Below are 26,757 nucleotides of genomic sequence, written 5' to 3' on the forward strand. Positions count from 1 at the left end.
GAAGGTTTATTGACAGGCTTATTCAATTTCCCTGCCTTTTTTCATAATGGCAGAAATCTGCCCGGAATGATGAAAGTGATGGAAAAGGATATGAGAGAATAAGCGGAACCGGCTCACCTCACCAAAGAATGGAGTGAAAATAATCCCTTTCCAGTACTCCTCTTCAGAGCTTTCGATTAGGTCCTTTAAGTTGGAGAATCCTTTTTTGATTAGAGCTTTGCTGGCTTGGATATCTTTTCCCTGTCCATTGTCCTCAAAGCCCATTGTAGTATTTTGAACCTCGGTTGGGATTTCAAAGAATGTCCCAAATAAATTGACGATTTCGCCCATATGTAAGAGAATAAACCCAATCGAATTAGACTCTGCATTCAATTTCCAATTCCAGTGTTCATCCTGAACTTGTTGAAGATTTGAGCTGGTCAGTTCCGCCTGAACCAGCATCTCAAGCATGGCTTCTTTCATTAATTTGATTTTAGGTTATTTTAGAAATCTACGAATTTCCTGAATAACTGCCGCTGGTTGCTCTGCATGCAACCAATGGCCAGCATTGGAAACAAACTCGATTTCATAAGCGGGGAAATGTTCATGGATATCTTCCAGATCACTTTGTTGGATGTAATTGGAATTGCCTCCTGCCAAGAAAAGGGTTGGGCCTTCAAATTTTTCGCCTTCGTTTAGAGATTTACCAACCTCTTCGATTTTTTCGGTAATTACTGGAAGGTTGATTTTCCACACGAAACCATTGCTATCACGGCTGAGACTTTTCAGCAAAAACTGCCGGATTCCGATCTCAGAAATGTATTGTGCCAATTGATCATCCGCATCTTTTCTGGATTTGATCTGATCCAATTTGATAGAATTCAGTCCAGCTAGGATCGTTTGGTGATGGATTGGATAATATCTTGGAGCAATGTCAGCCACGATCAATTTCTCCACTCGGTCTGGATGTTCAACCGCGAATTTCATAGCAGTTTTTCCACCCATGGAATGTCCCATCAGGTAAAATTTCCTTAATCCTTCGGAATCGACCAATTCCAATAAGTCTTCCACCATTGCATCATAATTCCAAACATCTGAATGTGGGGAGTCACCGTGATTTCTTTGATCCACTAGATAAAGCGTATAATCCTTTTCAAGCTCTTTGGCGATAGAAAACCAGTTGTCTGCAGACCCAAAAAGGCCATGAAGAATAATTAAAGGACTACCGCTTCCGGTTTTTTTAAAGTTTAATTGCATGTTATTGTTGTCTACAGTCCATGGTCCACAGACCGCTGAAGGAATAAGGGAATATTTGTTGTTTATATTGAGTTTTTGAGTGCCTGAAGTTTAATGATTAATTCTTCGTACGAATTATAAAGTTTTTTAAAATCACTATCGGAGATGATTTTTCTTTTTTGGCCCAGATACAGACAGCTTACTACCTCAATGCCTGATCTGATAGAATACCCAAGGAACTTTTTAAATTCTGCATTTGATTGCCCAGTTGAGCCTTCGGCAATATTTAAAGCAACAGAATCTGCTGCACGCTGGATTTGAGTAGCCAGAATAAATTTTTCTTCTGAAGGAAAGGTTTTTATCAGGGTATTTACTTCAGTAGAAAGGTCAATTGATAATTTCCAAACCCTTAAATCCTCAAATTTAAATCCCATAATTCTCCCTTTACTCAAAATTAAATTCTAAACTACTGTTGACTGCCATCTGTTAACTAATTGTTAAACTTCCAGCCTTCTTCTATACATCTGGATGGTGTTTTCCAGTCCATAATATAAAGCATCGCAGATCAAGGCATGGCCGATGGAAACTTCATCCAAGAAAGGAATGCTATGCTTTAAAAAAGCTAGGTTTTCCAAATCCAAATCATGTCCCGCATTCAAACCTAAACCCAATTCTTTGGCCAAATTGGCCACTTCCACGTAGGGTTTCACGGCTTTTTCACGATCTACATGAAATTGGGAAGCATAAGGCTCTGTATACAATTCTACTCGGTCTGTTCCAGTTTCCTTGGCGGGTTCGAAAAACTTGGTTTCAGGATTGATGAAAATAGATACCCGGCATCCAGATTCTTTCAGTTCAGCCACTATGTCCTTCAACATGCTTTGATGAGCGATGGTGTCCCAACCTGTATTGGAAGTAATGGCTTCTGGTGGATCTGGGACCAAGGTTGCCTGAGCAGGCTTGACCAACTTTACCATCTCCATATAGCGTTTGTCAGGATACCCTTCGATGTTGAATTCAGTTGTCACCACCTTCGAAAGATCCATTACATCTTGGTATCGGATATGTCTTTCATCAGGACGCGGGTGAACGGTAATTCCTTGTGCGCCGAATCTTTCAGCATCCAATGCCACCTGTACCAAATTGGGATTGTTTGCTCCCCTGGCATTTCTGATAGTGGCGATTTTGTTAATATTTACGCTTAGCTTAGTCATAAATGAGTCAAAAAGGTATTTTTGTCAAAATAACAATCGTATAACACAAACTTAGGAGTAATGAGTTTAAAGCAGAAGATAGAAAGCGAAATTAAATCAGCAATGATCGCCAAAGATAAGAGCAGACTGACTGCTTTGAGAGCTGTCAAATCTCTGATTTTATTGGAAGAAACCAAAGGAGGAGCCAAAGGAGATTTGTCTGCTGAAGATGAAATGAAGCTTCTTACGAAGGCTGCCAAGCAAAGAAAAGACTCTGCAGATATTTATGAGCAACAAGGAAGATTTGATCTTCACGAAGTGGAAATCGCTGAATTGAAAGTGATTCAGGAGTTTTTGCCAGCTGCTATGTCTGATGAAGAATTGACTCAAGCTGTAAAAGATATTATTGCTCAAACCGGAGCCTCAAGTCCAAAAGAAATGGGCAAAGTAATGGGTGTAGCAAGCAAGCAATTGGCTGGAAAAGCAGATGGCAAGGCTATTGCTGATAAAGTAAAATCACTTTTGAATAGCTAAGTTGGAGATTAAATCATTAGCAGATATTGTCATTGCCGGAGTTCTTTTGATAGGAGCTTTCGAAGGATATAAACGAGGGTTCCTTTTGGGAATCCTCGGTTTAGTTGGCTTTGTAGTGGCAGTAATATTGGGTTTCTATTTTATGGACCCGATGGTCACTTGGCTCGATCAAAATGTAGAGTCCATTAATATGGCTTACCCAACCACAGCTTTCTTCCTTATTTTTTTGATCAGTATACTTTTAATCAACACGGTTGGCTGGTCGTTGAAAAAAGTCATGGATCTGACCATTTTAGGCACATTTGATGCCTTTGCAGGGATCCTGTTTGGAGTGGTTAAAGCGGGATTCTTTTTGAGCTTATTCCTATGGATGACCAAAGAATTTGATCTGGATTGGGCGATTGACTTGGAAAAAGACTCCGAATTGGTAGGGTATATTGAGCCTTGGGCCCCAGCTATTATTGATTGGATTGAACCTTATGTTCCAGAGGTCGAATCAACCAAAAGAAAGTTGGAGGAGTTTGTGGAGAAGATCAAAGATGCTACTACTAATAGATAATTTTGACTCATTCAGTTACATTTTAGCGGACCTGATCCGTCAAACAGGAGAGGAGCTGAAGGTTGTTCGGAATGATATTTCTGTGAAAGAAGTTGAAAAAATCTCTTTTGATGGATTAATACTTTCCCCAGGTCCCGGCATTCCCAAAAATGCAGGAAATCTGATGGATATTTTTGAAAGATATTATCAAAAAGTTCCAGTCTTGGGAGTTTGTCTCGGGCATCAAGCGATAGGAGAATTTTTTGGAGCCAAAATCATCAAAAACGATTTCCCAACACATGGAAAAGTGCGAGAAGTCCGAAAGATTGGGGATCCCATTATTCTGAAAAAATTCCCGGAAAGCTTTAAAGTCACCCGCTATCACTCCCTGCAATTAGAGGGATTGCCTGTGTCCTTGATTCCGATTTTGGAAACAGAATCTCATGAAATCATGGGGATCCAACATGAATCTTTGCCGATTTTGGGAGTTCAGTACCATCCAGAAGCCTTGTTAAGTGAGTATGGCTTGGAGCTGATTCAGGCTTGGCTTGGAGAATTTAGAAAGTAAGAAAACTTTACTTAGGAACCTTCAACTTCCAGCTTCCCTCATCCTATTTCCTGACTTTTACCTCAAATCAATTACCTCTATTCCTGGATATTTTTTAGCATCAAAAGCAAAGTAGGTCGCAGGTAAATTTGCGTTTTGCTTCAAGTTTTTGAAGGTATAGGAAAACATTCCTCCTTGACCATCATACATTTCCCAACCCAAAAGATCTTTGCTGATTTTATCAATCATCAATTTGACACTTTCGAATGGGCTATTGCTAGAAGTTGCAATCAATTCCACTACCTGAACGGACTTTCCTTGGTATTGCTTTTCTCCGACTAGTTTGTAATCAAATCCTGACTCATACATCCGATAGATATTTGAAGGAGTCAATTCACCTTCCATCTGAGAAACGTCGTTGATGGTTACTTCTTTGTATCCGTCAGATTGGATATAGGTCCATACTGTTTTGCCGTCGTTGAAGATTTCCTGCTCAGGAAGTTTCAATCGGTATTGCTCTCCTTTCACAGCGATTTCACCGCTTTGGCGGTCACTGGCTCCAATTTCATCCTGAAAAACAAAGTCAAATTCAGCAGTAAAGCCATTCATGCTTTGAAACTTTTGACTCATGGCATCCAGGACAGTTTTTGCCTTTGGATCCTTTTGTGCAAAAGAATTGGAAACGAAAATTATGGAAAGAAATAAGGTAAAAACCAGGGCTAGTTTATTCATGTGTATGATACCGACAGTGTTCGAATTCGGTACTTACAGGCTATTCAATAACTGTTCCAAACTAACCTCGTCTTGGATCAATACTTCTCTAGCTTTGGATCCTTCGAAAGAGCCTACTACACCAGCTGCTTCCAATTGATCAATGATTCTTCCAGCACGATTATATCCTAATTTCAGTTTTCTCTGAATCAATGAAGTACTTCCTTGTTGATGCATAACAATCAATCTAGCAGCATCATCAAATAAAGGGTCTCGATCTGAAAGGTCTACTTCTCCGATATTGCTTTCCCCATCCTCTCCTTCAAATTCAGGAAGAAGATAGGCGTCTGAATATCCTTTTTGCTCTCCAATCCAATCACAAATCGCGTCTACTTCAGGAGTATCCAAAAATGCGCATTGTAAACGAGTCATATCAGAACCTTGTGAAAGCAACATGTCTCCCATACCAATCAATTGATCTGCTCCACCGGCATCAAGGATTGTTCTGGAGTCTATTTTGGAAGTCACACGGAAGGAAAGTCTAGCAGGGAAGTTTGCCTTGATGATACCCGTGATCACATTTACCGAAGGTCTTTGGGTCGCAACTACCAAGTGGATACCGATCGCTCGAGCTAGCTGAGCCAATCGTGCGATAGGAGCCTCGATCTCTTTTCCAGCAGTCATCATCAAATCCGCCAACTCATCAATCACCAAGACGATATATGGCATGAAGCGATGCCCTTTTTCAGGGTTTAGCTTTCTTGCTATGAACTTCGCATTGTATTCCTTGAGGTTTCTGGCTCCGGCATCTTTCAGCAAGTTGTATCGGTTATCCATCTCGATACAAAGGGAGTTCAAGGTGTAGATTACCTTTTTTGTATCGGTGATAATCGCCTCTTCCGAGCCAGGAAGTTTTGCTAAAAAATGCCTCTCAATCTTGTTGAAAAGCGTCAATTCCACTTTTTTAGGATCAACCAAGACAAATTTCAATTGCGCTGGATGCTTCTTGTAAATCAAAGAAGCCAAAATCATGTTTAAGCCGACGGACTTACCTTGACCAGTAGCACCTGCCATCAAAAGGTGAGGCATTTTAGCCAAGTCACCAACAAACACCTCGTTTGAGATAGTTTTTCCTAAAGCAATCGGAAGGTCCTTGTCGGAGCGCATGAATTTCTCAGTTCCCAAAACAGCTCTGGCCGGAACCAATTCACGGTTTTTGTTAGGAACTTCAATACCAATTGTTCCTTTCCCAGGAATTGGAGCAATGATACGGATTCCCAAAGCTGCCAAACTCAAGGCGATATCATCCTCCAGATTTTTGATTTTGGAGATTTTTACTCCGGGCTCAGGGACAATTTCGTAGAGAGTAACTGTCGGACCAATAGTTGCCTTGATCTCTTGAATTCCGATTTTGAAGTTTTCAAGTGTCTCAACAATCTTGTTTTTATTCTCTTCAAGCTCAGACCTGGTTACAGTGACTTTCTGAAGATCATACTCATTGAGTAGGTCAAGTGTAGGGTATTTGTATCGAGGAAGGTCTAAGGTTGGATCGTAGGGATCTAGATTTTCAACCTCTTCTGCAGTTTTTTCTTCATGTACAGGCTTTGTAACCGAGAATTGTTTTTCTTCAGCTACAGGATCAGGTTTTGACTCTTTGGTTTCCTTTAATAAATCGACTTGAGGGACATCAAACAAATCATCCTCTTTGACTTCTGTCTTTTCTGTTGAAAGTTCGATTGGGGCATCGTTTCCAGAGACTACCCATTCAGAGCCATCATCCTCAATATCCTCTTCTTCCTCCTCGAGATTAAATGGATCATCATTTTTAGCACTTGGCTTGATAGCGATGTCCTCAGAAGAGGCTAATTCTTCCTCGTCATAAGGGATGTCGTCGCCAGTATTTTTGAGGCTGAACCAATCCAGTTTATCGATGTCAAAGAAAAAAATCACGAAAATTAATAAGGCACCAGCAATCAAAATAAAGGTGCCCCAGCCCAAGAAATCGGAGGAAAGTTTCGCCAATTCATATCCAAAACCACCTGAAAGGAAGCTCCAATAAGAGTAGCCTTGGACTAAAATGACAATATATCCGGTAAGCAATCCGAGCCAAAATGTGAAGAATAAGGCGAAGGTGGCATATCTGGTTAATGAGACGATGGAAAACTTAAATGCCCATCTGAATCCTAGGATAAACAAAAGGGGAGGGAATAGGAATGCTGCCAAACCAAACCAGCGGTAGATCATCCAATGCCCAGCCTGTGCACCTAAATACCCCAGCCAGTTTCTGGATTCACGGGCGGTTTCTCTGATTTCCTCGGTAGGATTGTTCATGACCAAGCTTTGGTCAGAAGGTCCGTTGAGGAGATAACTGATAAAGGCGATAAACAAAAATATCCCAGCAGACATCAGGATGATTCCTAATGTCAAAACGAGTTTTGAGCTTTTGAATCCTCCAAATGAAGGCTTCCAACTCGTCTTGCTTGAGCTGGACTTTTTAGCTTTTTCTCCTTTTTTCCTAAAAGTATTGGTCCTGGGTGAATTGGTGGCCATGTATGAAATTCAAATCCGATTAATAGTTAAGGCTTAGAGGGAATTTAGGCTAATTACCTTGAAAAATAAGCCAATAATCCCTTTTTGATGCTCTTGATCAAACCAGGTCCTTCATAAATCATGCCTGAATAAACCTGAACCAAGCTTGCGCCAGCTTCTAATTTCTCAATCGCATCCTCAGCGGAATAAATTCCTCCCACTCCAATGATAGGGAAGGCTTTGCCAGATTTCTCTGATAGATATCGGATTACTTCTGTACTTCTGTTTTTCAAAACTTTTCCACTGACCCCACCTGCACCAATCGCTTCAACTTCACTTTTGTCCGTTTTCAATTGGCTACGGTCAATGGTTGTGTTGGTGGCGATCACTCCGTCAATTCCTGTTTCTTTGACGATTTCGATGATGTCATCCAATTGTCCATCTGTCAAATCTGGAGCGATTTTCAAGAGGATCGGCTTTGGTTTTTCCTTTGCGTCATTTGCGGATTTTACGGCAGTAAGCAGGGCTTTCAAAGGCTCTTTTTCCTGCAAATCTCTCAAGTTTGGAGTATTTGGGGAGCTTACATTGACTACGAAATAATCCACATAAGGATGAAGCGCTTCCAGGCAAATCAAATAATCATCTACCGCGTTTTCGTTGGGGGTGACTTTGTTTTTGCCGATGTTACCACCTACCAAAACATCAGATTTTCGCTTTTTCAGTCTTTCAACAGCTTCAGTAACCCCTCCATTGTTGAAACCCATTCGATTGATCAAGGCCTCATCCTGAGGAAGACGGAATAATCTCGGTTGCGGATTTCCATCTTGTGGTTTTGGAGTTAAAGTTCCGATTTCTATAAACCCAAATCCCAACATGGCCATCTCATCTATCACCTTGGCATCCTTGTCAAATCCTGCTGCCAAGCCCACTGGGTTTTTGAATTTCAAACCAAAGACTTCCCTTTCCAGTCTTGGATCATCCAATTTGAAAGTAGACTTCACAATAGAAGAAACAATCGGGAAATTGAAACTGAATTTGGTCAGGGCGGTAGTAAAGTGGTGAGCATCCTCAGGTTTCTTAAGAAAAAAGAGTGGTTTGAGCAGGGATTTATACACGATTCGCTTGATTTTTTTCCAACTGCAAAGGTAATATTCCCAGTCGGAATTGAGCTTTCCAAAGAGCTAAATCAGCAAAACCTGAAAAGAATTATTTGGGTCCCTCAATTGACCATTTACTTACCAATCCGATCACAGAGATAATTTGGGTGACCATTCCTGCAATCAATAGGATTTCCCCATTTGGATTGCCATTAATTTTGAAAAATGCACCTAAGATTCCAGCCCAAAAGCTGAGAATTAATAATTGGACTAAAAGTCTTTTTCTTTGATTGAGGTTTTTAAAAAATAGCTTGAACATTACTCTACAATTTTAAATTTTTCTCCGGCTTCTTTTCTGGAATAGGCATTGAAATGCCACCATTCGGATCCGATTCCAGAAAATCCATTGGAGTTCATGATTTTTCTCAATTGCGTACGGTTGACTATGTGTTTCGGTTCTAGTTTTTTCTCTTTTAGCATTTGTTCTTCTCGATCAGGATAGGCTGGATACCCAAAAAAGTCATAGCCAGTTCCCATATCTAAGGCTGAATCAGCTTTAGTATCAAAAATTGTCAAGTCCACTGCTACTCCATAATTGTGCAAACTTCCTACTTTTGGACCAGCTACATACAAAGGCTTGAGACTATCCGGTTTGTCCAAATTATCCCATAAAATCTGTTGAACTGATCTTGGTCTCACTCCATCATAAATCAGAAGAGTATAGTCAGGATTTTCCGCCTGAAGCATTTCCTGAGCCTTTTTCAATTGCTCTGCTACAATTGGTTGGAGGTACGCCTCAGTCAAATCACCATAGACATCCTGACCAAAGAAATTGTCAGTAGTGGAGTATTTGAGATCTACTTTGATGCCCGGAATTATACCTTTCACGTTGCTTAAACCTTGATCTATCAAGGCTTGCTCCAATTCAGAAATAGGTTCTGGGTCTGGAGCAGAAAGAGGTTTTGGTTCGGCTTTTTGCTGCTCAGAAAAGGTTTCTTGATCACTTTTTGGAGCGGAGCAGGCTATGGAAATGATCAGAAGAAGGAAAGAAAAGTATTTCAAGGTTTATAGGTTTTTGTTGACAATGGTAGCGGAGGCTTGCGCTGTTGGTAAAACGACGATATCAGCCAAAACGACATGTGCTGGTCGATTGACGCAGAACTCAACGATTTCAGCAATGTCTTGGGCTAGTAATGGATCAAAGCCTTGGTATACTTTATCTGCCTTTTCTTCGTCTCCTTTGAATCGAACTACAGAGAACTCTGTTTCTACCAATCCCGGATGGATGGCAATTACTTTGATGCCAAATGGATTTAGGTCTATTCTCATTCCCTTAGTAATGGCATCTACGGCATGTTTTGATCCGCAATACACGTTTCCATTGGGATAAACCTCCTTGCCAGCAATCGAACCGATATTGATGATTGTTCCAGATTTTCTTTCAGTCATTCCAGGGATCACAGCTTTGGAAACATAAAGCAATCCCTTCACATTAATATCCATCATCGCGTCCCAGTCATCAAGGCTTCCAGTCTGGATCGGATCAAGGCCATGGGCATTTCCTGCATTGTTGAGTAGGACATCAATTTTTTTCCAGTTGTCAGGAAGGTTTTCGATCAATTTGAAAACAGATTCCTTGTCTCTTACGTCAAAAACTAATGGGAGTACTTCGATGCCTTCAGGGACCTCGTTTTTCAAAGCATCCAATCTTTCGGCCCTTCTTCCAGTGGCGATGATATTGAATCCGTTTTTGGCTAAAATGAGTGCGCAAGCTTTGCCGATTCCGGAAGTCGCGCCTGTTACCATTGCTATTTTTCTTTCCATGCCTTGAATTTAAGGGAAAAGAGAAATATCTAAAACCTAGAAAGAGGTTGGGTTACTGGAAGTTTAAATAAACTGTAATGGTTTTTCGCCTGATCGAAGCGATGGCATCCCTAAATGCAGGATTGGAGTTTTCCGCTTGGTAAAGATTGTTTAGACCATGGGAAAAGCGGATTTCAGGTGCGAACTTGAAATATTTGAAATAAATCTCAAAGCCCATTCCCATCTCGATTGTAAAATCCTGTCCGGTTGTCACTAAGTCTTCCAAATTGGCCTCATCCTGCGATTTTGTGCGGAACTGATAGCTTCCGCCTCCCAAAAAATACATTCTGGTATTATTGAATCGAACTGATTTGTATTTCAAAAGCAAGGGAAGCTCAACCAAGGTCGCTTCAGACTTGTACTCTACAATATTTCCTAAATTTTCCGTAGTCCCAGTATCTCCTCCTATGTCTTCCACCAGGGCTGTCTGATCGGCAAAATACTGGACTTCAGTATTGAATTCGTAGAAGCCCACTTTGGGAGTGAATAGGAGCTGGACCTGATCATGAAACCGCAGCATCCCAATAAATCCCAAAGAAAATCCCGGAGAATATTTTGGGAAAATTGCTCTTACATTAGGAGCGGCTGGATCCACCCCGTTTATAAAATCATCGGAATATTCGATACGGTAGGTCGTGTTGTGACCAGCTAAGAAAAATCCATAGGAAATGGTTTTGTCGTCAGAACCAGAAGTACTGGTCAGACCGAAAATCCCCTGTCCAAATGAAAAGCTGGAAGTAAAAAGAATCGCAAAAAATACCAGGGGAATTATTTTTCCCCCACGTAGATTGAGCTGATTCCGAAAGTTAATGGTTTGCATACAGTGCTGTGAAATCCTACCTTTTTCAATACCGCAAGAAAGTCCTGACCATCCGGGAATGCCTGTACGGATTCTGGAAGATAAGTATACGCAGAATTGTCCTTGGATACAATCTTTCCTACTTGAGGCAAAATGGTGTTGGAATAAAAGGAATAAGCTTGTTTCATCGGGAATGCCTTTGGTTTACTGAATTCCAAGATGACAGTTTTGCCGCCTGGTTTCAAAACTCTGTACATATCCGCTAGTCCTTTTTCCAAGTTTTCGAAGTTTCTAACTCCAAAAGAAACGATGACAGCATCAAACTTATTATCCTCAAAAAGTAATCCTTCTGAATCTCCGAGTTGCATCTCGATTTTATCCTGAAGACCTCTTTTTTCCATTTTTTTGCGACCCTCTGAAAGCATTCCTTCAGAAATGTCCACCCCGATGATTTTATCTGGATTCAGTGCCAAAGCTTCGATCGCAAAGTCACCAGTACCTGTAGCAATATCCAGAATTAACTTAGGCTGATGCTTTTGAAGCATTTTGATTGCCTTTTTTCTCCAGATGATATCAATGCCCATGCTCAAGACATGATTTAGCAAATCATACTTAGGGCTGATATTGTTGAACATCTCAGCCACCTGGGCTTTTTTTGGGTCTTCTTTATCTTTGTAAGGGACGACAGACATCGTTTTTCAATCTAATGGGATGCAATATTACTCAAGAAACCCGAGGAATCGAAAAATGTTGCACACCTTAACGATTCGAATGTCAAAGAATAAAGCCTTATTTTTGTGACGAACTCGAAAATCATGATCCATAAAGCAGAATTTGTAGTCTCGAACACCAACCCAGGAAATTGTCCAAAGCCAGATCGGGCAGAGGTAGCCTTCATTGGTAGATCCAATGTGGGAAAAAGCTCCCTGATCAATATGTTGACCAATAGAAAGGAATTGGCAAAAACCTCCCAGAAGCCGGGAAAAACTCAATTGATTAATCATTTCAAAATTGATGATCGTTGGTTCTTGGTGGATTTACCGGGATATGGCTTCGCCAAAGTCAATGTCAAAGTAAAGCTGGGCTGGGAGCAGATGATCAGTACTTACTTGACAAAAAGAGAAAATCTTTGTGGAGTTTTTGTTTTGATCGACAGTCGGCTGGAGCCTCAAAAAATCGATTTGGAATTTTTGCTTTGGTGTGGAACTGAAGGTGTGCCAACAGCGATAGTGTTTACCAAAGCAGATAAACAGTCCAAAAATAAAACCCAGCAGAATATTCAGAAGTTTCTAAAGAAGATGAGAGAGATTTTCGAAGAAACACCTGATTATTTTGTAACCAGTTCAGAAACAGGAGACGGCAAGGATGAATTGCTTGATTTCATTATGGGATTGGTTAATGAATACGAAAATGAAGAGATGATTTAATCTCAAATTCTATATTTGCAAGCTGAAAATTAAAGCAGATGAATTTTAAAGACATAGCCACAGTATCTGGTAAGCCCGGATTGTACAAAGTATTGAAGCCTTCTAGAACAGGAGTGATCTTGGAAAGCCTTGATGCTAAAAAAGGAAAATTGGTAGCAGGGATGTCCCAGCGAGTATCCATTTTGAGCGATATCTCTATTTATACCTTGACTGAAGAAGGTGCAGAGCCTTTAGAGTCAGTGATGAAGAAAATCGAAGCTGAATTCGAAGGTGATTTAGGACTGGATTCTAATCCAGATGATACCGAGTTGAGAGCTTTCATGAAGCACGTGCTTCCAGATGTAGATGAGGACAGAGTTTATACTTCTGATATCAAGAAATTGATCTCTTGGTACAAAATTATCAGGATTCAAGCTCCTGAAGTTCTACAGGAGTCCGAAGAGTCTTCCGAGGAAACAGAAGAAAAAGAATCATAAAATGAAAGCCCCGATTAATTCGGGGCTTTTTTGATCCTATGCAAGATAAAAAGGAATTAACCCCAGTTCCCCAAGCAGCTTTCGAATTGTTTCAGAAGGAAGTTGAATTGCCAGAGACTGTTTCTGATACATCCGAAGAAACCTACATCCAGATGCTTGCCAAAGCTATAGGAGTGATGTTGAATAGGGATTTTGAGCGATTGCTACAAATCTGCTATCGAATAGATTTGGGAGAAGGGAAATTGAAGAAAATCCTGAATGAATCTGATCCTGAATTGGTGGCTGATGACTTGGCCAAAGCTCTTTGGGATCGGCAAAAGCAAAAGATCGAAACGAGAAGGAAGTATTCCTGATATTTTGAGCTGATCGAACATCCTTTGTCGGTTGCTGGGCTATGTCCTCCGTCTCCTGTCTTTAAGCTTCCGGCAAGAAAATAGTACCAAGTACAATGTACAATGTATCAAGCATCGGACATCGCTCACCGGGCATCTAGCAATATTTTATTCCTTTATTTCAATCACCTTAAACTCAGTTCTACGGTTGACTTGATGTTCCTCTTCCGTAGTGGCATTTGGAATGATCAACTGAGATTCTCCGTATCCTTTGGCTACCAATCTATCTTTGTCGATTCCTTGAGAAACGATGTAGTCTACAGCAGATTGAGCCCTTCTCTGAGAAAGGTTTTGGTTGTAGTCATCCGAGGATCTGGAGTCCGTATGAGAGCTTAATTCGATTCTGATGCTTGGATTATCTTTTAGGATTTGAACCAATTTATCCAATTCTACTGCCGCATCCGCTCGGATATCTGCTTTATCCAGATCGTAGTAGATGTTTTCCAAAATGATGGACTTATCCAAAATCAACTGATCCAAAACCAGCATGGTATCCAAAGATACATTGGTGACATCCTGTACCAAGGTTGCAGGGTCAGGAGTCTTACCTCGAGTGGTGTAAGGGATGGATTTGGAGAAGTATCCGTTCTTCGAAGCGATAATTGTATAATCTGATTGAGGCTCCATTGTGAAGCGAACTCTACCCGTAGAATTGGAGAAATCACCGCCAATTTGCTTGTTGGATCCATCGTAAAGGACCACTCTCGCCTGTTCTAAAATTTGATCTGGTTCTCCAGCTACTCGTTCCTTGGTAGTCACTGTTAGGAGGACGTTGATGATTTTTGGTTTTGGAGTTTTGTCTTCGAAATAATAGATGTCGTCATCACCGGCTCCGCCTTCTCGGTTAGAAGAAAGGAATCCCTCCTTAGGATATTCGGTGAAAAAGATTCCGAAATCATCCGACTTGCTATTGATGTTTTCTCCCAGATTTGTGATTTTTTGCTTACCATCTTTTCCCATTTCGGCCACAAAAAGATCCAACTTTCCATAGCCTGGATGGCCATCTGAAGCAAAGAAGAATTTTCCGTCAGGAGCCATTCTTGGGAAAAGTTCATTTCCTGGAGTATTGACGTTTGGACCTAGGTTTACAGCATTTCCAAAGTCTCCATTTGCCAATTTGGTAGCTTTGTATAAGTCAATACCTCCATATCCTCCTGGTCTGTTAGAAGCAAAATACAATTCGCTTCCATCAGGGCTGAAAGCAGGAGTAGAGTTCCACCAAGATTCGTCTTCATTTACCGGTAACCAAATCGGCTGTGTAAATCCCGCTCCTCTGAAATAAGAGGCAAAAAGAGCTGTTTCGGGTAAGTCTTTTGGGGAGGTAGAGTTTCCTCGGGCGTAAATAATAGTGTTTCCATCCGGGCTGATGGCGATGGAGGCCTGATCCAAACCTTCTTCATTTTGGAATTCAGGTAAAGCTCTGATTCCGCTTACATCAACTCTTAATTCCTCAATTCTGGTTCGAAAGAGTTTGGTATATGGCATTCCTGTGGCAGGGTAGATTCCAGATGCTTGTCTGCCACTGGTGAAATATAAAAAGTCCTCTGAAACGACCGGTGCGTAATCTGCTCCAGCGGTGTTTAATTCTTTGTAATTGACCAACTCATGGTATGGCCAATAGTCTTCAATTCCCGCAGCTAGGTTAATTCCTTCTATTTCTCTTTGGATTCTTGCAAGTAATTCTTCGCTTTGGGTATATCCTTTAGCATTTTCAAAAGCAGCTTTTGCCTCTTCATCTTTTTCTTGGGCTTTTAAACTTTGCCCCAAGTAGAAGTAGCGCTCAAAGGAAGGGTCTTCTTCCACCAATTTCTCATAGTAAGGGGATGCTAGCTCCACTCGATTGGATAGGCGATAACTCTCAGCTACCTTTTCATTGGCTTCCAAGTTCTCTGGATCAGCTTCCAGAATTTGAGAAAAGGTACCAATTGCATATTGGTATTGACCGGAAAGAAATTGATCTGTTCCTTTTTCCTGGATGCTTTTACAAGCTCCCAAAAGAAGGAAGACAGAGAGTATAGTCCACAAAAAATTGTTTTTCATCGAGCTGCTTTGATGATCTATCCTGAATATTACTAATTAATTTGGAAAGAATTTGTTTAACCAACTATTTCCGGCTGAAATCCAAATGTTAGGAAGGTCTGCTTTGATTTGAATCATTGGATTGATGATAGGTGTTTCTTCCTGAATATCACCTGCTAACACTTTTGATTTGATTCCCAAAGCTGGGGTGACTACAATAGATCCAGCTGAAGATTTAAAGCTGACTTTTCCACTGTTGGTCAAATCGACTTGAAGTTGACTTTCGATTTCTCTCAAAGTTCTCACTGAGCTGTCAATCGAACAACCGGAAGCGCCAGCTTGAGATTCATCAACTGCCAAGACGATAATTTGTTCGTCCAATACTTCAAAAGAAGTCGGAAGTGGATTTCCATGCACATTCCATCCTTCGCAAAACTTACTTAGTTTTTCAGCTATGAAGCTTTGTTCCTCAGGACGAAATTTTCTTTCTGATTGATACAGCCAAACTCGGCTGGATTCAGGCATGGATTCAAATGGAATGTACATGTGTGTAAATTTTAGGCAAATAAAAACCCTTTCTACCTAACGGCAAAAAGGGTCCAATTGATTCATTTTTGAAAATCAAATTCCCATGTCTTTGGCAATCATTTCAGCCAAATCATAAACTTTGACTTCAGATTCTTTCTCTTTGTTTTTGACCCCGTCAGTCATCATCGTGAGACAGAAAGGGCATCCAACTGCAATCGCTGAAGCTCCGGTTGCCAAAGCGTCTTCAGTTCTTTCCACATTGATGTATTTTTTGCCTGGCTCTGGTTCTTTGAACATCTGAGCTCCTCCAGCACCACAACATAGGCCTTTGGTACGACATCTTTTCATTTCTACCAATTCCACATCCAAAGCTTTGATCACTTCTCGAGGAGCTTCATAGACATTATTGGCACGTCCGAGATAGCAGGAGTCATGGAAGGTGATCTTTTTGCCTTTGAATTCTCCACCGCCTTTTAAAGTGACTTTTCCTTCATTGATCAATTGCTGAAGAAACTGGGAGTGGTGGATTACCTCATAGTTGCCACCCAAAGCTGGGTATTCGTTTTTGATGGTGTTGAAGCAATGAGGACAGGCTGTGACTACTTTCTTTACCTCGTAACCATTCATGACTTGAATATTTGCAACAGCCTGCATTTGGAATAGGAATTCATTTCCAGCGCGTCTGGCGGGATCTCCAGTACAGGTTTCTTCCGGGCCAAGCACAGCAAAAGAAACCCCGACTTTATTGAGGATTTTAACGAAAGCCTGAGTAACGGCCTTGTATCTTTCATCAAATGAACCGGCGCAACCTACCCAAAACAGGACTTCTGGACTTTCTCCTTTTGAGGCCATTTCGGCCATCGTTGGAACTTTATATGTAGACATATTTTATTTTTTTTCTTTAAAAATGAAACCTGAAAATGGATGCCAAGTTTCCTTATCTGAAATCTGAAATCTGAAATCTGAAATCTGAAATCTGAAATCTGAAATTATTTCATTTCTTCGTCTTTTACGGATTCAGCCCAATTGAATCGATCTTGAGGGCTAAATTTCCAAGGAGAGAAGCTGGTTTCCATATTTTGGAACATGGAATTCCACTGTGCCGGTGACCCAGATTCTTCCATTGCTACATATCTGCGCATTTGCAAGATGATAGACAATGGATCGATATTGACAGGACAGGCTTCTACACAGGCGTTGCAAGAGGTACAAGCATTGATTTCTTCTTTAGAAATGTAATCCCCCAAAAGTGATTTGCCATCCTCTAATCCCGGTCCTCCTGAATCTATGCTTTTTCCTACCTCTTCAGCTCTATCTCTCACGTTCATCATGATTTTTCGCGGAGAAAGTTCTTTTCCGGTAATGTTGGCGGGGCATTCTGCTGTACATCTACCGCACTCAGTACAAGAATATGCATTCAATACATTGACCCAAGAAAGATCATTGACGTCTTTTGCACCGAATCTTCCAATTTCAGCAGGTGGGTCAGCAGGTGCTTCTGTCGGAATTCCCAACATCATATTTACCTCATTGGTTACTTCAGGCATATTGGCCATCTCACCTTTTGGTTTCAGATTGGAATACCAAGTGTTTGGAAAGGCCAAAAAGATGTGCAAATGCTTGGAGTAAGTGACATAGATAGCGAAAGCCAAGATCCCAATGATGTGAAACCACCAAGCTAGCCTTTCAATAAAGATCAAGGCGCCATCAGACATCCCCTCGAAAATCGGTTTCAAAGGAGCACTGAAAGTTAATGTTCCCAAAAGGGTGTAATGCTCCACTCCTCGAGCGGCCAAGATCTGATCAGAGGCATTCATGGTAAGGATTGCTAGCATCAAGACTGATTCAATCACTAGGATCAAATTCCCGTCCAAGGCTGGCCATCCTTTCATTTCTGGTTTTTGGAATCGCTCAACTTTGAGGATGTTTCTTCTAATCAAGAAAATGATACATGCTGCTAATACTGCCACGGCTAGAAACTCAAATAAGTTCATAGCTACAGTATATGCGGAACCCAAAATAGGAGCGAAAAGTCTGTGGGTTCCCAGGATTCCATCAAGGATAAACTCCAAGACTTCGAGGTTGATCACGACAAATCCTACATAAATGAAGAGGTGGAGAATTGCCGGGATGAACTTTTTGAACATCTTCTTTTGTCCAAAGGCTACTAGCAGCATAGTTTTCCACCGGTTTTCAGATTGGTCATTTCTGGTTTCGGCTTTCCCCAAAAGAATGTTTCTTTTTAGGAATTTGACCCTTTTGGCCAAGATGTAGCCCGCTGCTCCAAAAATGATCAAAAAAACTATTTGAGGTAAAAAGCTCATAGTGATGAGATTAGCGTATTGATTGATATTTATTGAATAATTTTTTCTGCAAATGATTTGGTTCGAAAGGTCAAATACCTACCTTTGCATCACTTTACGAGACGGTGATGTAGCTCAGTTGGTAGAGCATCGGACTGAAAATCCGTGAGTCGGTGGTTCGAGTCCACTCATCACCACAAGCCCTGAAGAAATTCAGGGCTTTTTTTATGCTCAACATTTTTGCTTCGATTGCCTTCATTTGTTTCAAAATTACTTGATGCAAAGTAAGAAATAGTCTGCATGCATACTATTTTTCAATTGAATTTTATATCCTTTTCAATTTAAATCCTTGATAATAATCTGTCTGACAGGTTGTAAGTGGCATTTTTTAAAAAAATGGAAAAAAAATTCAAGATTGTGTAACAATTCAATTTCCAATGCATCATCTACCCGAATGAAGTCATTTTTCGAAGGACATATCTGGCCTCTAAGGAATAAAATGTTCCGAATGGTACTGCTTTGGGTAAAAGACCGCGATGTAGCGGAGGATGTGCTTCAAAATGTCTTCGAACGTTCTTTTGAAAGAGAAAATGAACTTCAGGGTCATCCGAATTTAGTGGGCTGGCTTGTGAAAAGTCTAAAGAATGAGTCAATGATGTATTTCAGAAAGTCTGGAAGAACATTGACACTGGATGGCTTGGAAGAAATGCCAGTTCAGGAGACTGTTTCGGAAGAAGTGACAGATCGGGTTTCTCAAGTCATGCAATTGATGGAGAATCTCCCTTTGAAGCAGCAGGAGATCTTTCAGCTACGAGAAGTGGAGGGATTGAGCTATGAGGAGATAGCTGACTATTTGGAGATCAGTTTGGAGCAAGTGAAGGTCAATTTGCACCGAGCAAGGAAATCCATTCGCAACCAATTTATCAACCAAACGACATCATGAATTCAAGAATAAAACAACTTCTGGATAAATACTGGGAAGCAGAGACAAGTCTTGAGGAAGAAGCTGAATTAAAATCTTTGCTTCAGAAGGCTGAAGGTTTTGAGTCTGAAAAACAGCTTTTTGGAATCTTGGACTCTTATATATATGAGGAAACTAAAATCAAGATGCCAAAAAAGGCTGCCAAAGTAAGAAAGATTGCTTGGCTCAATTGGGCGGCATCTGTGGCAATCTTGATTGGATCTTTTGTGGGATGGAGGGCTTATGAAAGACATCAGCAAGAACAGGCTTATAAAGAAGTGGTGGCAGCCCTGTCTTTGATTCAGGAGAATTGGTCCAAAGGGCAGCAAGAGATGAATAAGATGAGTGATCTCAAATATTTGAGCGCTCCAACGGATTTATTTGAAATGAAAGAAAAATAAGAAATATGAAAAAGCTAATACTGATACCGATGTTGCTATTCGCCTTTATTATAAAGGCGCAGGCGCAAGATGATGCAATTCAGAAGTTTTTCTCTGGCTACATGGATGATGATAGATTTAGCAGGGTCTATATCTCATCGAAGATGATGCAGATGGCTGGAGGATTTCTCAAAAGCAATGCAGAAGAGCAAGAGTCTGCAGATTTAGGTGCGCTTTTACAAAAAGTCAAAGGAATTAGAATCCTTTCTTCAGAGGAGGTTGATGGAATGAAGTTTTACAATGAAGCCTATGGGACTTTGACTAAGAATAAATATGAGGAGCTGATGGATGTTCAGGATAAGACTACTAAGCTCAAGTTTTTGGTCAGAGAAGAAGGAGGCTTGGTCAAGGAACTATTAATGATCTCTGGAGATGGGAATGACTTTTCGCTCTTGTCAATGCTAGGGAACTTCACCTATGATGATCTAAATATGCTGGCAGAACATACTGATATGCCAGGCATGAAAGAATATAAAAAAGGGTCATCCGGTAATAAATAAAAAACACACTAAACCAAAACTATTAAGAAAATGAAAAAGCTATTGTTAGTAATCGCCATGTTGGGGTTTGTTTTCGCAGCCCAGGCGCAAAGTAAATCCGTTAAGGCGCTTTATGATAAATATAAAGGAGAGGATGATTTCTTTCATCTTGAGTTGGGAGGCAATTTTATGAATTTTGCCGAAGGCTTTAAAATCGATATCGACGAAAACGATATGGCAACTGTAGCGAAGTCGATTGAGAAATTGAATTTTTTCACACTACCTGATAATGCCGATGATAGGAGAATGGAATTCAAGGCGCTTCAAAAAGGATTGGAAAAAGAGAGATATGACCTGTTGATGGAAGTAAGTGACGATGGAGATATTATGGTTTTTTCCAAAGGAGGGAATAAAATTTCTGATCTAGTCGTCATGGTTGGAGGCAAAGAAGGAGATTTGATGGTAGTAGAGCTAAAAGGTTCCTTCGATCAGAAGGTGATTGCTAAGGCAATTGAGAAAGATTTGAATTAATAGGGTTAAAATTTAACCAAAGGCGGCCAAATGGTCGCCTTTTTTTGTTTTAGAGGGTTGTTTTTTGAGAAATCAGAAAAAAAAATAAAAATTTTTAAATTTTTTTTCACCCATACAATCGATTGCGAAAATGGGATTAAAACCTTGCATATTATTTTATGATTCTGAAAAACATGTAAAAACCAAATTTAATTTTGCATGTAGGGCTAAAGGCCTAATAAAACGAGTTTCGCAATCGATAGCGGAAGTGAATTATTATATTTTCAAAAATACTGGCGAATAATTGACGATAATCAAATAAAACTTTATTTCTATTGAAACATTTGCAATTTCACTTCCGTTAGCTACCTTTGTAGAGTAATACAATTACAAACCCATCGGACCCGATGGACCCTGTGACCCAAAATATCCCCAAATATGGAAATGCCATTGCGGGTTACACTTTAAAATCTAGAACCTATTAAAACCAATTATTATGAAAAAATTATTGACTTTGCTTTTTGTTGCTGGGATAGCAGCTGGAGCTTTCGCAAAAGGATCTGATAGATCTGTGGAAATTAGACAGTCAGAACCAACTAAAGTAACTGTGGCAGTAAATGAAGCGCCACAAGGAACTATGATCGTTAAGATCATGGACAAAGACAACAGACTTGTTTTGAGAGACAGAATCGTGAAAGAAGAAGCTTTTGCTAAAAGATACGATTTGACTGCTCTTCCAAAAGGAACTTATTCTGTTGAAGTATTGGATCAGTCAGGTGTTTTGAGAACAGCTTCTTTCGAGAACTTTGTAGCCGAGACTCCATCTGTATACTCTAGAGTATCTAAAGTTGGTGCTAACCAATACAGATTGCTAGTAAGCAACTTGGATGCTAAAGAAATCACTGTTTCTATCTTCGATGGTGATCACATGATCCACACTGAAAAAGTATCTAATCCTCAGGGACTACATAAAATTTACAACATCAAGGAGCCTGGAGCTAACATTAGCTTTAAAGTATCTACTGCTGAAGGTTTCGACAGATTTGTAACTGCCCTTTGAGACTAAACCAATTATAAAAATTAACCCCGCTTTGGTCTGAGGCGGGGTTTTTTTGTGTCTTTTTCCTTGTAAAAGGGTCTTAATTGAAGCTTTTGCACAATTCAGCTACTCTTTTTCCCAATCCATATCCTTTTTTCAGAAAGATTTCATCTAATTCCTTTTTGTCAAAAGGAGCTTCGCCTGTAACTCCAGAAGCTCCAAAAGCGGATTCGGTTTCATCACCTCCTGCGATGATCATTCCTTGGATTAGCATAGCTTGGATCAAATTTTGAAGAACAAGCTCCTCTCCAATTGAAATTCCTCCTCCGGTAGAAAATGCAGCGCCCAGCTTGTTTTTCATGGGTTTTCCTTCAAAAGGCCAAGAATTGATAAATTCCATAACGGCCGGCGCAATATTCGCATTGTACACTGGGGAGCCAATAATGATGGCGTCAGATTCCAATAGCATTTCCTCCTGAACCTTATCAATGGGAAGAATTGTCGCAATCACCCCTTCCACAGCTTTTGCTCCCTCGTAAATAGACTGGGCCATTTGTTGAGTGCTTCCGGATTGAGAATAATAAACGATAAGTACTTTTTTTGAATCTTGGGCTTTTACATTGCCAAAAATTAAAAGTAGTAATGCAGAAGCGAAAAGAGTTTTAAGCATGATTTTGACGGATTAATAATTGAATTTAGCCAAATCTTGTAAAGTGGAATACAAAAAAACCGACCCTAAAAGAGCCGGTTTTCGAAATTGAGTGATGTGAACTTATTTTTTCCAATTTGCTTTTCCTCCTTTGGCGGAGTCTACTGTGATACTGTAATTGTTTCCTCCAGAAACGATCCAGCGAACTTTTACTCCTTCCATTCCAGGGATATTTGAAACGGCTATTTTTTCAGGAGAGTGAACTTGCTCAGAATATTTCTTGAAGTCTTCATCCTCGACAATAAAACCTGCAACGACATTTACACCTGTGATAGATACATAATCCGGCCGCTCGATTTTATATTTTAAATCCTGGGATGAGTGAGTTGGCATAAGGCGCTCATTGAAAATAGTAGCTGTGATAGCCTTCAATCCTCCCCCCAAATCTTCTTCTTTCACATCCAATACAGAAAGTTTTGGTGTATGATAAGCGTGATAAATAGTGAATGAGGCATTTCTATGCGCATCTTGCTCTAGTAAGAATCCAGGATGTGCTCTTCCAAAAGTCTTTTTGAATCCGCCGATTTCTACTTCACCATATTGAGGATGATCATAGGTGTGCCATTCGACAAAGGCATCTCCAAAAGTCAACAATTGATCAACTTTATACATGTCATCTTGGCCTCTTCCACCGCTTTCTTTATTGAAATAAAGGTAAGGTGTCATCAACTCATTTGAGTAGGTGAAAATTCCTCTGTTTCCATAAAACCAATCCAATTCGCCTCCAAATACAGAGTATAGATCCTTGTAAACAGTCAAGTATCGATAACCAGGCATCATTTCTTCACCTTTACTTGCAATAGCATCATAAATCCTGATGTCGTTTCTGTTGTAAGTGTTGACGTCCTCTTCCGCTCCCGGTCCTCTTAAGATCATTCCACCACTGTTATGGTAACTTTGCGCTCCGGCAATATTTGGATGCTTCATCACAAACTCCATGATGGATCTGTTTTCAGGAAGAGTAAATGGGTATCTCATCGCACCCCTTTGGATGTAATCGGGTTGCCAGTTCCAGCCCCAGTCACGGTTTGGATCATAGTATCCAACATCATCATCGTTGACTCTGCCATCTCCGTCCAGATCAGTTCCTTCTTGACCCAACATTTCATATTCCCCGACTTGATCTGGTCCTACAGGCATCAATCTTCGTGGATCCAGTGGATTTTTGATAAATCTACCTGTTGGGGACTTGCGGATCATCATGGTGATATGTCCATCGCCGTCCAAATCATCCATTTCATCTTCGGCGGCCAATCCATCACCGTCGTTATCCAATTTGATCATCCCTGATCTAGGGGAATTGGCTGTATTTGGTTCCAGGAAGAAGTCATTTCTAGCGTCTGGGTTGATGGTAGGGGTGATATAGAAGGCTTTGTCTTTCAATAGCTCTTGGATAAACTTGGTGTCGGCCTGCATTTCGGTCAAATACCAAGCTGTATAAAGGGCAAATTCACCTCCTTGTACCTCATTGGAGTGGATATTTCCATCGATCCACATTCCAGGCTTATCAGTGTCTTTTCCAGTGGAAAAATCAGTAATCGTCAGAGTCATGATGTCTCTTCCTTCATATGATTTTCCAATGGATTCTATTTTGGCCAAATCAGGATGTGCTTTCGCGATTTTTTGCATCACATCCACAATTCCCTCATAGGTATGGTATCTGTTCCAGGAAGTTTCAACCTTTGGAAGGTGAGGAGTGCCGACAGCTTTGAAGAATTTGTCTTGGGCTTGAGTTTCTAAACTGCCAAAGCTCATTGCACTGATCGCCAAGGCAAGAATGCTGTTCTTTTTTGTCAATAGTTTCATGGCTTAGAGTTTGAAAGTTGCATTAATAAAACCTACATGGGATGCTCCAGCTTTCATCGTGACATCACCTTTTCCTTTGACTATCCAGCTCAGGCTTTCTTTGCCAAAAGCTGGGATAACATCAATCAATTGGATTTTTTCTCCAGAAATCAATCGATCTTCTGAAGCACCGAAATCAATTCTTACTTTTCTCAGCCATCTGGATCTTTCTCCCATTTCTGAGTGAGTTGGAAGAGGGGAGTTGTTGAATAGGTCTAGGCTGATTCTTGTCAATCCGTTACCAATGGACTCAATTTTAAGGTTTTGAACTTCAAGAGACGGTTGGATTGCAGCTAATTTTAGGATGAAATCAGTATGTTCTTCAGCAATTTTATCCACTTTATCATAGGATGGATTGCTCATTGCGAATGGTTTGATTCCGCCGACTTCTACTTTTTTACCCGGGAAGTCTGGATGAGAGACTTCCGTCCAAGGAACGAATACTTCTGTATTTCCTAAGGAATCTGCCCATGCTAGATAGTTTACCTCTTCATTGGATTTTCCTTTAAATTCTGGGGTCCAATAACCTGGGGTTCCAAAACTTAATCTACCGAAATGGAAGTATGCCCACTGGAAGAAATCTCCGTCTGTACCTTGATTGTTTTGCATGTAAGGCTTAGCAGAAATGGTTTCGTTATAGATTCCCGAAACCATTGCATTCAAGGCTTGATCCTTTTCCAAAATGGAGGTTACAACTCTCTTTTTAGCATTAGGAGCGCTGTATTTAAGTGGAGAAGAAAGGTTGTTTGCCGGTGAGAAAGTCACAAAAGCAAAGATGTTCCACTGCTCAAAAAGGTAATCCAATAGTGCTCTAGATTCCAGTTGAGAAACCGGGATGTCGCCAGCAAGAGGTTCAAAAACCGGAAATTTGTAAGTCATGGATTTATTGAATGCGATTCCTTCTTTCAAGTCTTCAGCGAATTTTCCGTCTTGATCATCGTCCTTACTTTCTGGATATAGGCTGTATTTACCGGCTTCACCTTTAGAGCGATCTGCTTTGATCATCACTCGCTCGTCATCTTTAGATACTACATATTCGCCCATAGGATCCTCTACACGCATCATGGTGATGTAGCCGTCTCCGTTTAGGTCCGAATATCCATTGTCTCCTGGTGCTCCATCTCTATCATGGTCTACGGAAGTGGCATTTCCTCTTCTTTCATATTTGAGTTCCGCATGATATTGCTCATAAGCATCTGGAGACATGTTTGGGAAAATGTAAAATGTGGTTTTTTCCAAAGCATCTGCATGATCGGAAATAAGACTTTCAGCAAATTTTGTAGCCAATTCTACACTGACTACTTGATAGCCTTCCACTCCGCCAACCACTGCAATGGCTGGTTTTTCATCTATATTTCCAGTACCGATTTTAAGAACCCAAATATCCTTTCCCCCCGCTGTTTTGGTGAGGGATTTGAGTTCAGCTGAGGCATTCGAGCCTATTCGCTGCAATCGCTGATTGAGTTGACTGAGAGTAGGGTAGTCTGATTGCCCAAAGGCTAAACTCGACCATCCCATACTCGCAGCTATCAAGCAGCCGAGTAAAGTTTTTTTCATATGAGTATTGAGTTTAATATTCTGATCCGAACTGATTATTCAGATTTTTCTTCCTGAATTTTATCAAAAAACTCTTAGAAAAATAGTCTCAGTTTTTCTGGAAGTAATAAATCCACTTGAGTGGAAGCCTCATTTGATGAGTGGGCAAAGCAAAGCTTCAGTTGGACTAATCGGGAAATTTCGCTTATTTCAGGAAAATCCATAGACCCAATATGTATACTAAAATTGCTTTGGCAATAGCATTTAGCCCACGGATAGAGGCTTTGATTACTGAAGTCAAACGTCTGGTTTTGCTTTTTGATTCTGAATTGGTTTTGATCCATGTAGGGATAAAAACTCCCGAGTTGGAAAAAAAACTCGATGATCTGTTGCAAAGACATGGCTGTGATCGCCTGCGAATCAAAGTTCTATGGAAAGAAGGCAAGCCGGTAAAAATGATCCTAAAAGCCTGCAAAGAGGAAAATGTGGATCTTTTGGTTGCAGGAGCATTGAAGAGAGAGGGCTTGTTTAAGTATTACATGGGATCAGTGGGTCGAAAAATCATTAGAAAAGCTCCTTGCTCTGTTTTGACTTTGATTGAACCAAAAGTGGAGACTTCGGAGTTTTCCAAAGTAGTCATCAACGGAACTCAACTAGAAATCACTCCTGTAGTAATTGAGCAGGGATTGGAATTTTCTAAAACAGTCAAGGCCGATCAGGTTTCTATTTTGAATGAAATCAAAATGTATGGACTTCAAATGGGTACGGCCAGCGAGGATTCTGAGGATGAAATAGCACAAACAAGAAGACAACTGGTCCAAAATGAGATTGATTATGTGGAGCAGATTCTTCAAAAACTTGACAAAGGAAATTTGAGAATAAACATAAAAGTAACTGGAGGAAAATGGGCGGTTGAATTGGCTCGTTTTTGTGAAAAAACTGATGCCGATCTTTTGGTAGTAGGAGATGAAAGAAAGCTAAATTTCTTTGATAGAATTTTTCCTCATGACTTGGAAGAGCTCCTTAGTACCCTTCCTTGTAATCTATTAATCGTCAAAAAATAAACC

General features: G+C 40.4%; 31 protein-coding genes and 1 tRNA gene. 13 read left to right on the plus strand and 19 right to left on the minus strand.

Annotation, left to right across the window (positions count from 1 at the left end; all coding sequences use genetic code 11):
- Positions 1-18: 18 nt before the first annotated feature.
- The 4 genes from BUF13_RS14755 to BUF13_RS14770 all read right to left on the minus strand — a co-directional run bounded on the left by BUF13_RS14755 (position 19) and on the right by BUF13_RS14770 (position 2,429).
- Entirely contained in the window at positions 19-462 is a 444-nt protein-coding gene (locus BUF13_RS14755) for a DinB family protein (RefSeq protein WP_073572596.1), read from the minus strand.
- 15 nt (positions 463-477) lie between these two features.
- Positions 478-1,236, minus strand: a complete 759-nt coding sequence (locus BUF13_RS14760; RefSeq protein ID WP_073572597.1) for an alpha/beta fold hydrolase — start codon at positions 1,234-1,236, stop codon at positions 478-480.
- A gap of 62 nt (positions 1,237-1,298) precedes the next feature.
- Positions 1,299-1,649, minus strand: coding sequence for a four helix bundle protein (locus BUF13_RS14765; protein WP_073572598.1), 351 nt, complete (start codon positions 1,647-1,649; stop codon positions 1,299-1,301).
- Between the two features lie 63 nt (positions 1,650-1,712).
- Positions 1,713-2,429: a pyridoxine 5'-phosphate synthase gene (locus tag BUF13_RS14770; RefSeq protein WP_073572599.1), complete on the minus strand. Its 717-nt coding sequence runs from the start codon at positions 2,427-2,429 to the stop codon at positions 1,713-1,715.
- Positions 2,430-2,489: 60 nt separating this feature from the next.
- Between BUF13_RS14770 and BUF13_RS14775 the strand changes: the two genes are divergently transcribed.
- The 3 genes from BUF13_RS14775 to BUF13_RS14785 are packed head-to-tail and all read left to right on the plus strand — an operon-like array spanning position 2,490 to position 4,048.
- A complete protein-coding gene (locus BUF13_RS14775; RefSeq protein WP_073572600.1) occupies positions 2,490-2,942 on the plus strand; it encodes a GatB/YqeY domain-containing protein in 453 nt (150 codons plus the stop codon).
- A 1-nt stretch (position 2,943) separates the two neighbouring features.
- Entirely contained in the window at positions 2,944-3,501 is a 558-nt protein-coding gene (locus BUF13_RS14780; RefSeq protein ID WP_073572601.1) for a CvpA family protein, read from the plus strand.
- A complete protein-coding gene (locus BUF13_RS14785; RefSeq protein WP_073572602.1) occupies positions 3,482-4,048 on the plus strand; it encodes an anthranilate synthase component II in 567 nt (188 codons plus the stop codon). The genes BUF13_RS14780 and BUF13_RS14785 overlap by 20 nt, the downstream gene beginning before the upstream one ends.
- A gap of 57 nt (positions 4,049-4,105) precedes the next feature.
- On the opposite strand, the gene lolA1 is transcribed toward BUF13_RS14785, so the two are convergent.
- The 8 genes from lolA1 to ubiE all read right to left on the minus strand — a co-directional run bounded on the left by lolA1 (position 4,106) and on the right by ubiE (position 11,718).
- Positions 4,106-4,759 (minus strand): outer membrane lipoprotein periplasmic chaperone LolA1, encoded by a 654-nt coding sequence (gene lolA1 / locus BUF13_RS14790; protein WP_073572603.1) that lies wholly within the window; start codon positions 4,757-4,759, stop codon positions 4,106-4,108.
- 33 nt (positions 4,760-4,792) lie between these two features.
- The gene (locus BUF13_RS14795) at positions 4,793-7,288 is read right to left on the minus strand and encodes an FtsK/SpoIIIE family DNA translocase (protein ID WP_073572604.1); all 2,496 of its coding nucleotides are present in this window, start codon (positions 7,286-7,288) and stop codon (positions 4,793-4,795) included.
- A gap of 53 nt (positions 7,289-7,341) precedes the next feature.
- The gene (locus tag BUF13_RS14800; protein ID WP_073572605.1) at positions 7,342-8,382 is read right to left on the minus strand and encodes a quinone-dependent dihydroorotate dehydrogenase; all 1,041 of its coding nucleotides are present in this window, start codon (positions 8,380-8,382) and stop codon (positions 7,342-7,344) included.
- A gap of 91 nt (positions 8,383-8,473) precedes the next feature.
- Positions 8,474-8,683, minus strand: a complete 210-nt coding sequence (locus BUF13_RS14805) for a hypothetical protein (protein ID WP_073572606.1) — start codon at positions 8,681-8,683, stop codon at positions 8,474-8,476.
- Positions 8,683-9,426 (minus strand): M15 family metallopeptidase, encoded by a 744-nt coding sequence (locus BUF13_RS14810; protein ID WP_073572607.1) that lies wholly within the window; start codon positions 9,424-9,426, stop codon positions 8,683-8,685. Before BUF13_RS14810 ends, BUF13_RS14805 begins: the two co-directional genes overlap by 1 nt.
- Positions 9,427-9,429: 3 nt before the next feature.
- Positions 9,430-10,188 (minus strand): SDR family NAD(P)-dependent oxidoreductase, encoded by a 759-nt coding sequence (locus BUF13_RS14815; RefSeq protein WP_073572608.1) that lies wholly within the window; start codon positions 10,186-10,188, stop codon positions 9,430-9,432.
- Positions 10,189-10,240: 52 nt separating this feature from the next.
- A complete protein-coding gene (porT, locus tag BUF13_RS14820; protein WP_073572609.1) occupies positions 10,241-11,047 on the minus strand; it encodes a type IX secretion/gliding motility protein PorT/SprT in 807 nt (268 codons plus the stop codon).
- Positions 10,996-11,718, minus strand: coding sequence for a bifunctional demethylmenaquinone methyltransferase/2-methoxy-6-polyprenyl-1,4-benzoquinol methylase UbiE (gene ubiE / locus BUF13_RS14825; protein WP_026955149.1), 723 nt, complete (start codon positions 11,716-11,718; stop codon positions 10,996-10,998). Before ubiE ends, porT begins: the two co-directional genes overlap by 52 nt.
- Before the next feature lie 123 nt (positions 11,719-11,841).
- On the opposite strand from ubiE, the gene yihA reads away from it, so the two are divergent.
- The 3 genes from yihA to BUF13_RS14840 are packed head-to-tail and all read left to right on the plus strand — an operon-like array spanning position 11,842 to position 13,282.
- A complete protein-coding gene (yihA, locus tag BUF13_RS14830; RefSeq protein ID WP_073572610.1) occupies positions 11,842-12,453 on the plus strand; it encodes a ribosome biogenesis GTP-binding protein YihA/YsxC in 612 nt (203 codons plus the stop codon).
- A 38-nt stretch (positions 12,454-12,491) separates the two neighbouring features.
- Complete coding sequence (locus BUF13_RS14835; RefSeq protein ID WP_073572611.1) at positions 12,492-12,929, plus strand: DUF5606 family protein; 438 nt, start codon at positions 12,492-12,494, stop codon at positions 12,927-12,929.
- 38 nt (positions 12,930-12,967) lie between these two features.
- Positions 12,968-13,282 carry a hypothetical protein gene (locus tag BUF13_RS14840; protein ID WP_073572612.1) on the plus strand — a complete coding sequence of 105 codons (315 nt, stop codon included), beginning with the start codon at positions 12,968-12,970 and terminating at the stop codon, positions 13,280-13,282.
- Positions 13,283-13,429: 147 nt separating this feature from the next.
- On the opposite strand, the gene BUF13_RS14845 is transcribed toward BUF13_RS14840, so the two are convergent.
- The 4 genes from BUF13_RS14845 to BUF13_RS14860 form a co-directional block, all read right to left on the minus strand.
- Positions 13,430-15,361: a CHU_0125 family OmpA-like outer membrane integrity protein gene (locus BUF13_RS14845; protein WP_073572613.1), complete on the minus strand. Its 1,932-nt coding sequence runs from the start codon at positions 15,359-15,361 to the stop codon at positions 13,430-13,432.
- A gap of 36 nt (positions 15,362-15,397) precedes the next feature.
- A complete protein-coding gene (locus tag BUF13_RS14850) occupies positions 15,398-15,886 on the minus strand; it encodes a hypothetical protein (protein WP_073572614.1) in 489 nt (162 codons plus the stop codon).
- A 75-nt stretch (positions 15,887-15,961) separates the two neighbouring features.
- Positions 15,962-16,753 carry a (Fe-S)-binding protein gene (locus BUF13_RS14855; protein ID WP_073572615.1) on the minus strand — a complete coding sequence of 264 codons (792 nt, stop codon included), beginning with the start codon at positions 16,751-16,753 and terminating at the stop codon, positions 15,962-15,964.
- A gap of 104 nt (positions 16,754-16,857) precedes the next feature.
- Positions 16,858-18,192, minus strand: a complete 1,335-nt coding sequence (locus tag BUF13_RS14860) for a 4Fe-4S dicluster domain-containing protein (protein WP_073572616.1) — start codon at positions 18,190-18,192, stop codon at positions 16,858-16,860.
- A 103-nt stretch (positions 18,193-18,295) separates the two neighbouring features.
- On the opposite strand from BUF13_RS14860, the gene BUF13_RS14865 reads away from it, so the two are divergent.
- From BUF13_RS14865 to BUF13_RS14890, 6 genes are all read left to right on the plus strand, one after another.
- A tRNA-Phe gene (locus BUF13_RS14865) sits at positions 18,296-18,368 on the plus strand.
- A 257-nt stretch (positions 18,369-18,625) separates the two neighbouring features.
- On the plus strand, positions 18,626-19,114 hold the full coding sequence (locus BUF13_RS14870; RefSeq protein ID WP_073572617.1) for an RNA polymerase sigma factor: 489 nt from the start codon (positions 18,626-18,628) through the stop codon (positions 19,112-19,114).
- A complete protein-coding gene (locus BUF13_RS14875; RefSeq protein WP_073572618.1) occupies positions 19,111-19,533 on the plus strand; it encodes a hypothetical protein in 423 nt (140 codons plus the stop codon). Before BUF13_RS14870 ends, BUF13_RS14875 begins: the two co-directional genes overlap by 4 nt.
- A 5-nt stretch (positions 19,534-19,538) precedes the next feature.
- On the plus strand, positions 19,539-20,072 hold the full coding sequence (locus tag BUF13_RS14880) for a DUF4252 domain-containing protein (protein ID WP_073572619.1): 534 nt from the start codon (positions 19,539-19,541) through the stop codon (positions 20,070-20,072).
- 30 nt (positions 20,073-20,102) lie between these two features.
- Positions 20,103-20,582 (plus strand): DUF4252 domain-containing protein, encoded by a 480-nt coding sequence (locus BUF13_RS14885; RefSeq protein ID WP_073572620.1) that lies wholly within the window; start codon positions 20,103-20,105, stop codon positions 20,580-20,582.
- A 475-nt stretch (positions 20,583-21,057) separates the two neighbouring features.
- Positions 21,058-21,621, plus strand: a complete 564-nt coding sequence (locus BUF13_RS14890) for a hypothetical protein (protein WP_073572621.1) — start codon at positions 21,058-21,060, stop codon at positions 21,619-21,621.
- A 79-nt stretch (positions 21,622-21,700) separates the two neighbouring features.
- Here BUF13_RS14890 and BUF13_RS14895 read toward each other — a convergent pair whose 3' ends face one another.
- From BUF13_RS14895 to BUF13_RS14905, 3 genes are all read right to left on the minus strand, one after another.
- Entirely contained in the window at positions 21,701-22,270 is a 570-nt protein-coding gene (locus BUF13_RS14895; RefSeq protein ID WP_073572622.1) for a flavodoxin family protein, read from the minus strand.
- A gap of 102 nt (positions 22,271-22,372) precedes the next feature.
- Positions 22,373-24,115 (minus strand): M14 family metallopeptidase, encoded by a 1,743-nt coding sequence (locus BUF13_RS14900; protein ID WP_073572623.1) that lies wholly within the window; start codon positions 24,113-24,115, stop codon positions 22,373-22,375.
- Positions 24,116-24,118: 3 nt separating this feature from the next.
- Positions 24,119-25,711, minus strand: a complete 1,593-nt coding sequence (locus tag BUF13_RS14905; protein ID WP_073572624.1) for a M14 family metallopeptidase — start codon at positions 25,709-25,711, stop codon at positions 24,119-24,121.
- A 212-nt stretch (positions 25,712-25,923) separates the two neighbouring features.
- Between BUF13_RS14905 and BUF13_RS14910 the strand changes: the two genes are divergently transcribed.
- On the plus strand, positions 25,924-26,754 hold the full coding sequence (locus tag BUF13_RS14910) for a universal stress protein (protein WP_073572625.1): 831 nt from the start codon (positions 25,924-25,926) through the stop codon (positions 26,752-26,754).
- Positions 26,755-26,757: the final 3 nt, after the last annotated feature.

It is taken from the genome of Algoriphagus zhangzhouensis (assembly GCF_900148515.1).
Taxonomy (GTDB): Bacteria; Bacteroidota; Bacteroidia; order Cytophagales; family Cyclobacteriaceae; genus Algoriphagus; species Algoriphagus zhangzhouensis.

What these genes read in the sequence shown, in the direction of transcription:
- BUF13_RS14755 (WP_073572596.1), bottom strand. Translation starts at nt 462, where the DNA reads ATGAAAGAAGCCATGCTTGAGATGCTGGTTCAGGCGGAACTGACCAGC.
- BUF13_RS14890 (WP_073572621.1), top strand. Translation starts at nt 21,058, where the DNA reads ATGAAAAAATTATTGACTTTGCTTTTTGTTGCTGGGATAGCAGCTGGA.
- BUF13_RS14860 (WP_073572616.1), bottom strand. Translation starts at nt 18,192, where the DNA reads ATGAGCTTTTTACCTCAAATAGTTTTTTTGATCATTTTTGGAGCAGCG.
- BUF13_RS14765 (WP_073572598.1), bottom strand. Translation starts at nt 1,649, where the DNA reads ATGGGATTTAAATTTGAGGATTTAAGGGTTTGGAAATTATCAATTGAC.
- BUF13_RS14840 (WP_073572612.1), top strand. Translation starts at nt 12,968, where the DNA reads ATGCAAGATAAAAAGGAATTAACCCCAGTTCCCCAAGCAGCTTTCGAA.
- BUF13_RS14910 (WP_073572625.1), top strand. Translation starts at nt 25,924, where the DNA reads ATGTATACTAAAATTGCTTTGGCAATAGCATTTAGCCCACGGATAGAG.
- BUF13_RS14805 (WP_073572606.1), bottom strand. Translation starts at nt 8,683, where the DNA reads ATGTTCAAGCTATTTTTTAAAAACCTCAATCAAAGAAAAAGACTTTTA.
- BUF13_RS14905 (WP_073572624.1), bottom strand. Translation starts at nt 25,711, where the DNA reads ATGAAAAAAACTTTACTCGGCTGCTTGATAGCTGCGAGTATGGGATGG.
- BUF13_RS14760 (WP_073572597.1), bottom strand. Translation starts at nt 1,236, where the DNA reads ATGCAATTAAACTTTAAAAAAACCGGAAGCGGTAGTCCTTTAATTATT.
- BUF13_RS14770 (WP_073572599.1), bottom strand. Translation starts at nt 2,429, where the DNA reads ATGACTAAGCTAAGCGTAAATATTAACAAAATCGCCACTATCAGAAAT.
- BUF13_RS14835 (WP_073572611.1), top strand. Translation starts at nt 12,492, where the DNA reads ATGAATTTTAAAGACATAGCCACAGTATCTGGTAAGCCCGGATTGTAC.
- BUF13_RS14870 (WP_073572617.1), top strand. Translation starts at nt 18,626, where the DNA reads ATGAAGTCATTTTTCGAAGGACATATCTGGCCTCTAAGGAATAAAATG.
- BUF13_RS14880 (WP_073572619.1), top strand. Translation starts at nt 19,539, where the DNA reads ATGAAAAAGCTAATACTGATACCGATGTTGCTATTCGCCTTTATTATA.
- BUF13_RS14775 (WP_073572600.1), top strand. Translation starts at nt 2,490, where the DNA reads ATGAGTTTAAAGCAGAAGATAGAAAGCGAAATTAAATCAGCAATGATC.
- ubiE (WP_026955149.1), bottom strand. Translation starts at nt 11,718, where the DNA reads ATGTCTGTCGTCCCTTACAAAGATAAAGAAGACCCAAAAAAAGCCCAG.
- BUF13_RS14900 (WP_073572623.1), bottom strand. Translation starts at nt 24,115, where the DNA reads ATGAAACTATTGACAAAAAAGAACAGCATTCTTGCCTTGGCGATCAGT.
- porT (WP_073572609.1), bottom strand. Translation starts at nt 11,047, where the DNA reads ATGCAAACCATTAACTTTCGGAATCAGCTCAATCTACGTGGGGGAAAA.
- BUF13_RS14895 (WP_073572622.1), bottom strand. Translation starts at nt 22,270, where the DNA reads ATGCTTAAAACTCTTTTCGCTTCTGCATTACTACTTTTAATTTTTGGC.
- BUF13_RS14855 (WP_073572615.1), bottom strand. Translation starts at nt 16,753, where the DNA reads ATGTCTACATATAAAGTTCCAACGATGGCCGAAATGGCCTCAAAAGGA.
- BUF13_RS14795 (WP_073572604.1), bottom strand. Translation starts at nt 7,288, where the DNA reads ATGGCCACCAATTCACCCAGGACCAATACTTTTAGGAAAAAAGGAGAA.
- BUF13_RS14850 (WP_073572614.1), bottom strand. Translation starts at nt 15,886, where the DNA reads ATGTACATTCCATTTGAATCCATGCCTGAATCCAGCCGAGTTTGGCTG.
- BUF13_RS14875 (WP_073572618.1), top strand. Translation starts at nt 19,111, where the DNA reads ATGAATTCAAGAATAAAACAACTTCTGGATAAATACTGGGAAGCAGAG.
- lolA1 (WP_073572603.1), bottom strand. Translation starts at nt 4,759, where the DNA reads ATGAATAAACTAGCCCTGGTTTTTACCTTATTTCTTTCCATAATTTTC.
- BUF13_RS14885 (WP_073572620.1), top strand. Translation starts at nt 20,103, where the DNA reads ATGAAAAAGCTATTGTTAGTAATCGCCATGTTGGGGTTTGTTTTCGCA.
- BUF13_RS14845 (WP_073572613.1), bottom strand. Translation starts at nt 15,361, where the DNA reads ATGAAAAACAATTTTTTGTGGACTATACTCTCTGTCTTCCTTCTTTTG.
- yihA (WP_073572610.1), top strand. Translation starts at nt 11,842, where the DNA reads ATGATCCATAAAGCAGAATTTGTAGTCTCGAACACCAACCCAGGAAAT.
- BUF13_RS14785 (WP_073572602.1), top strand. Translation starts at nt 3,482, where the DNA reads ATGCTACTACTAATAGATAATTTTGACTCATTCAGTTACATTTTAGCG.
- BUF13_RS14815 (WP_073572608.1), bottom strand. Translation starts at nt 10,188, where the DNA reads ATGGAAAGAAAAATAGCAATGGTAACAGGCGCGACTTCCGGAATCGGC.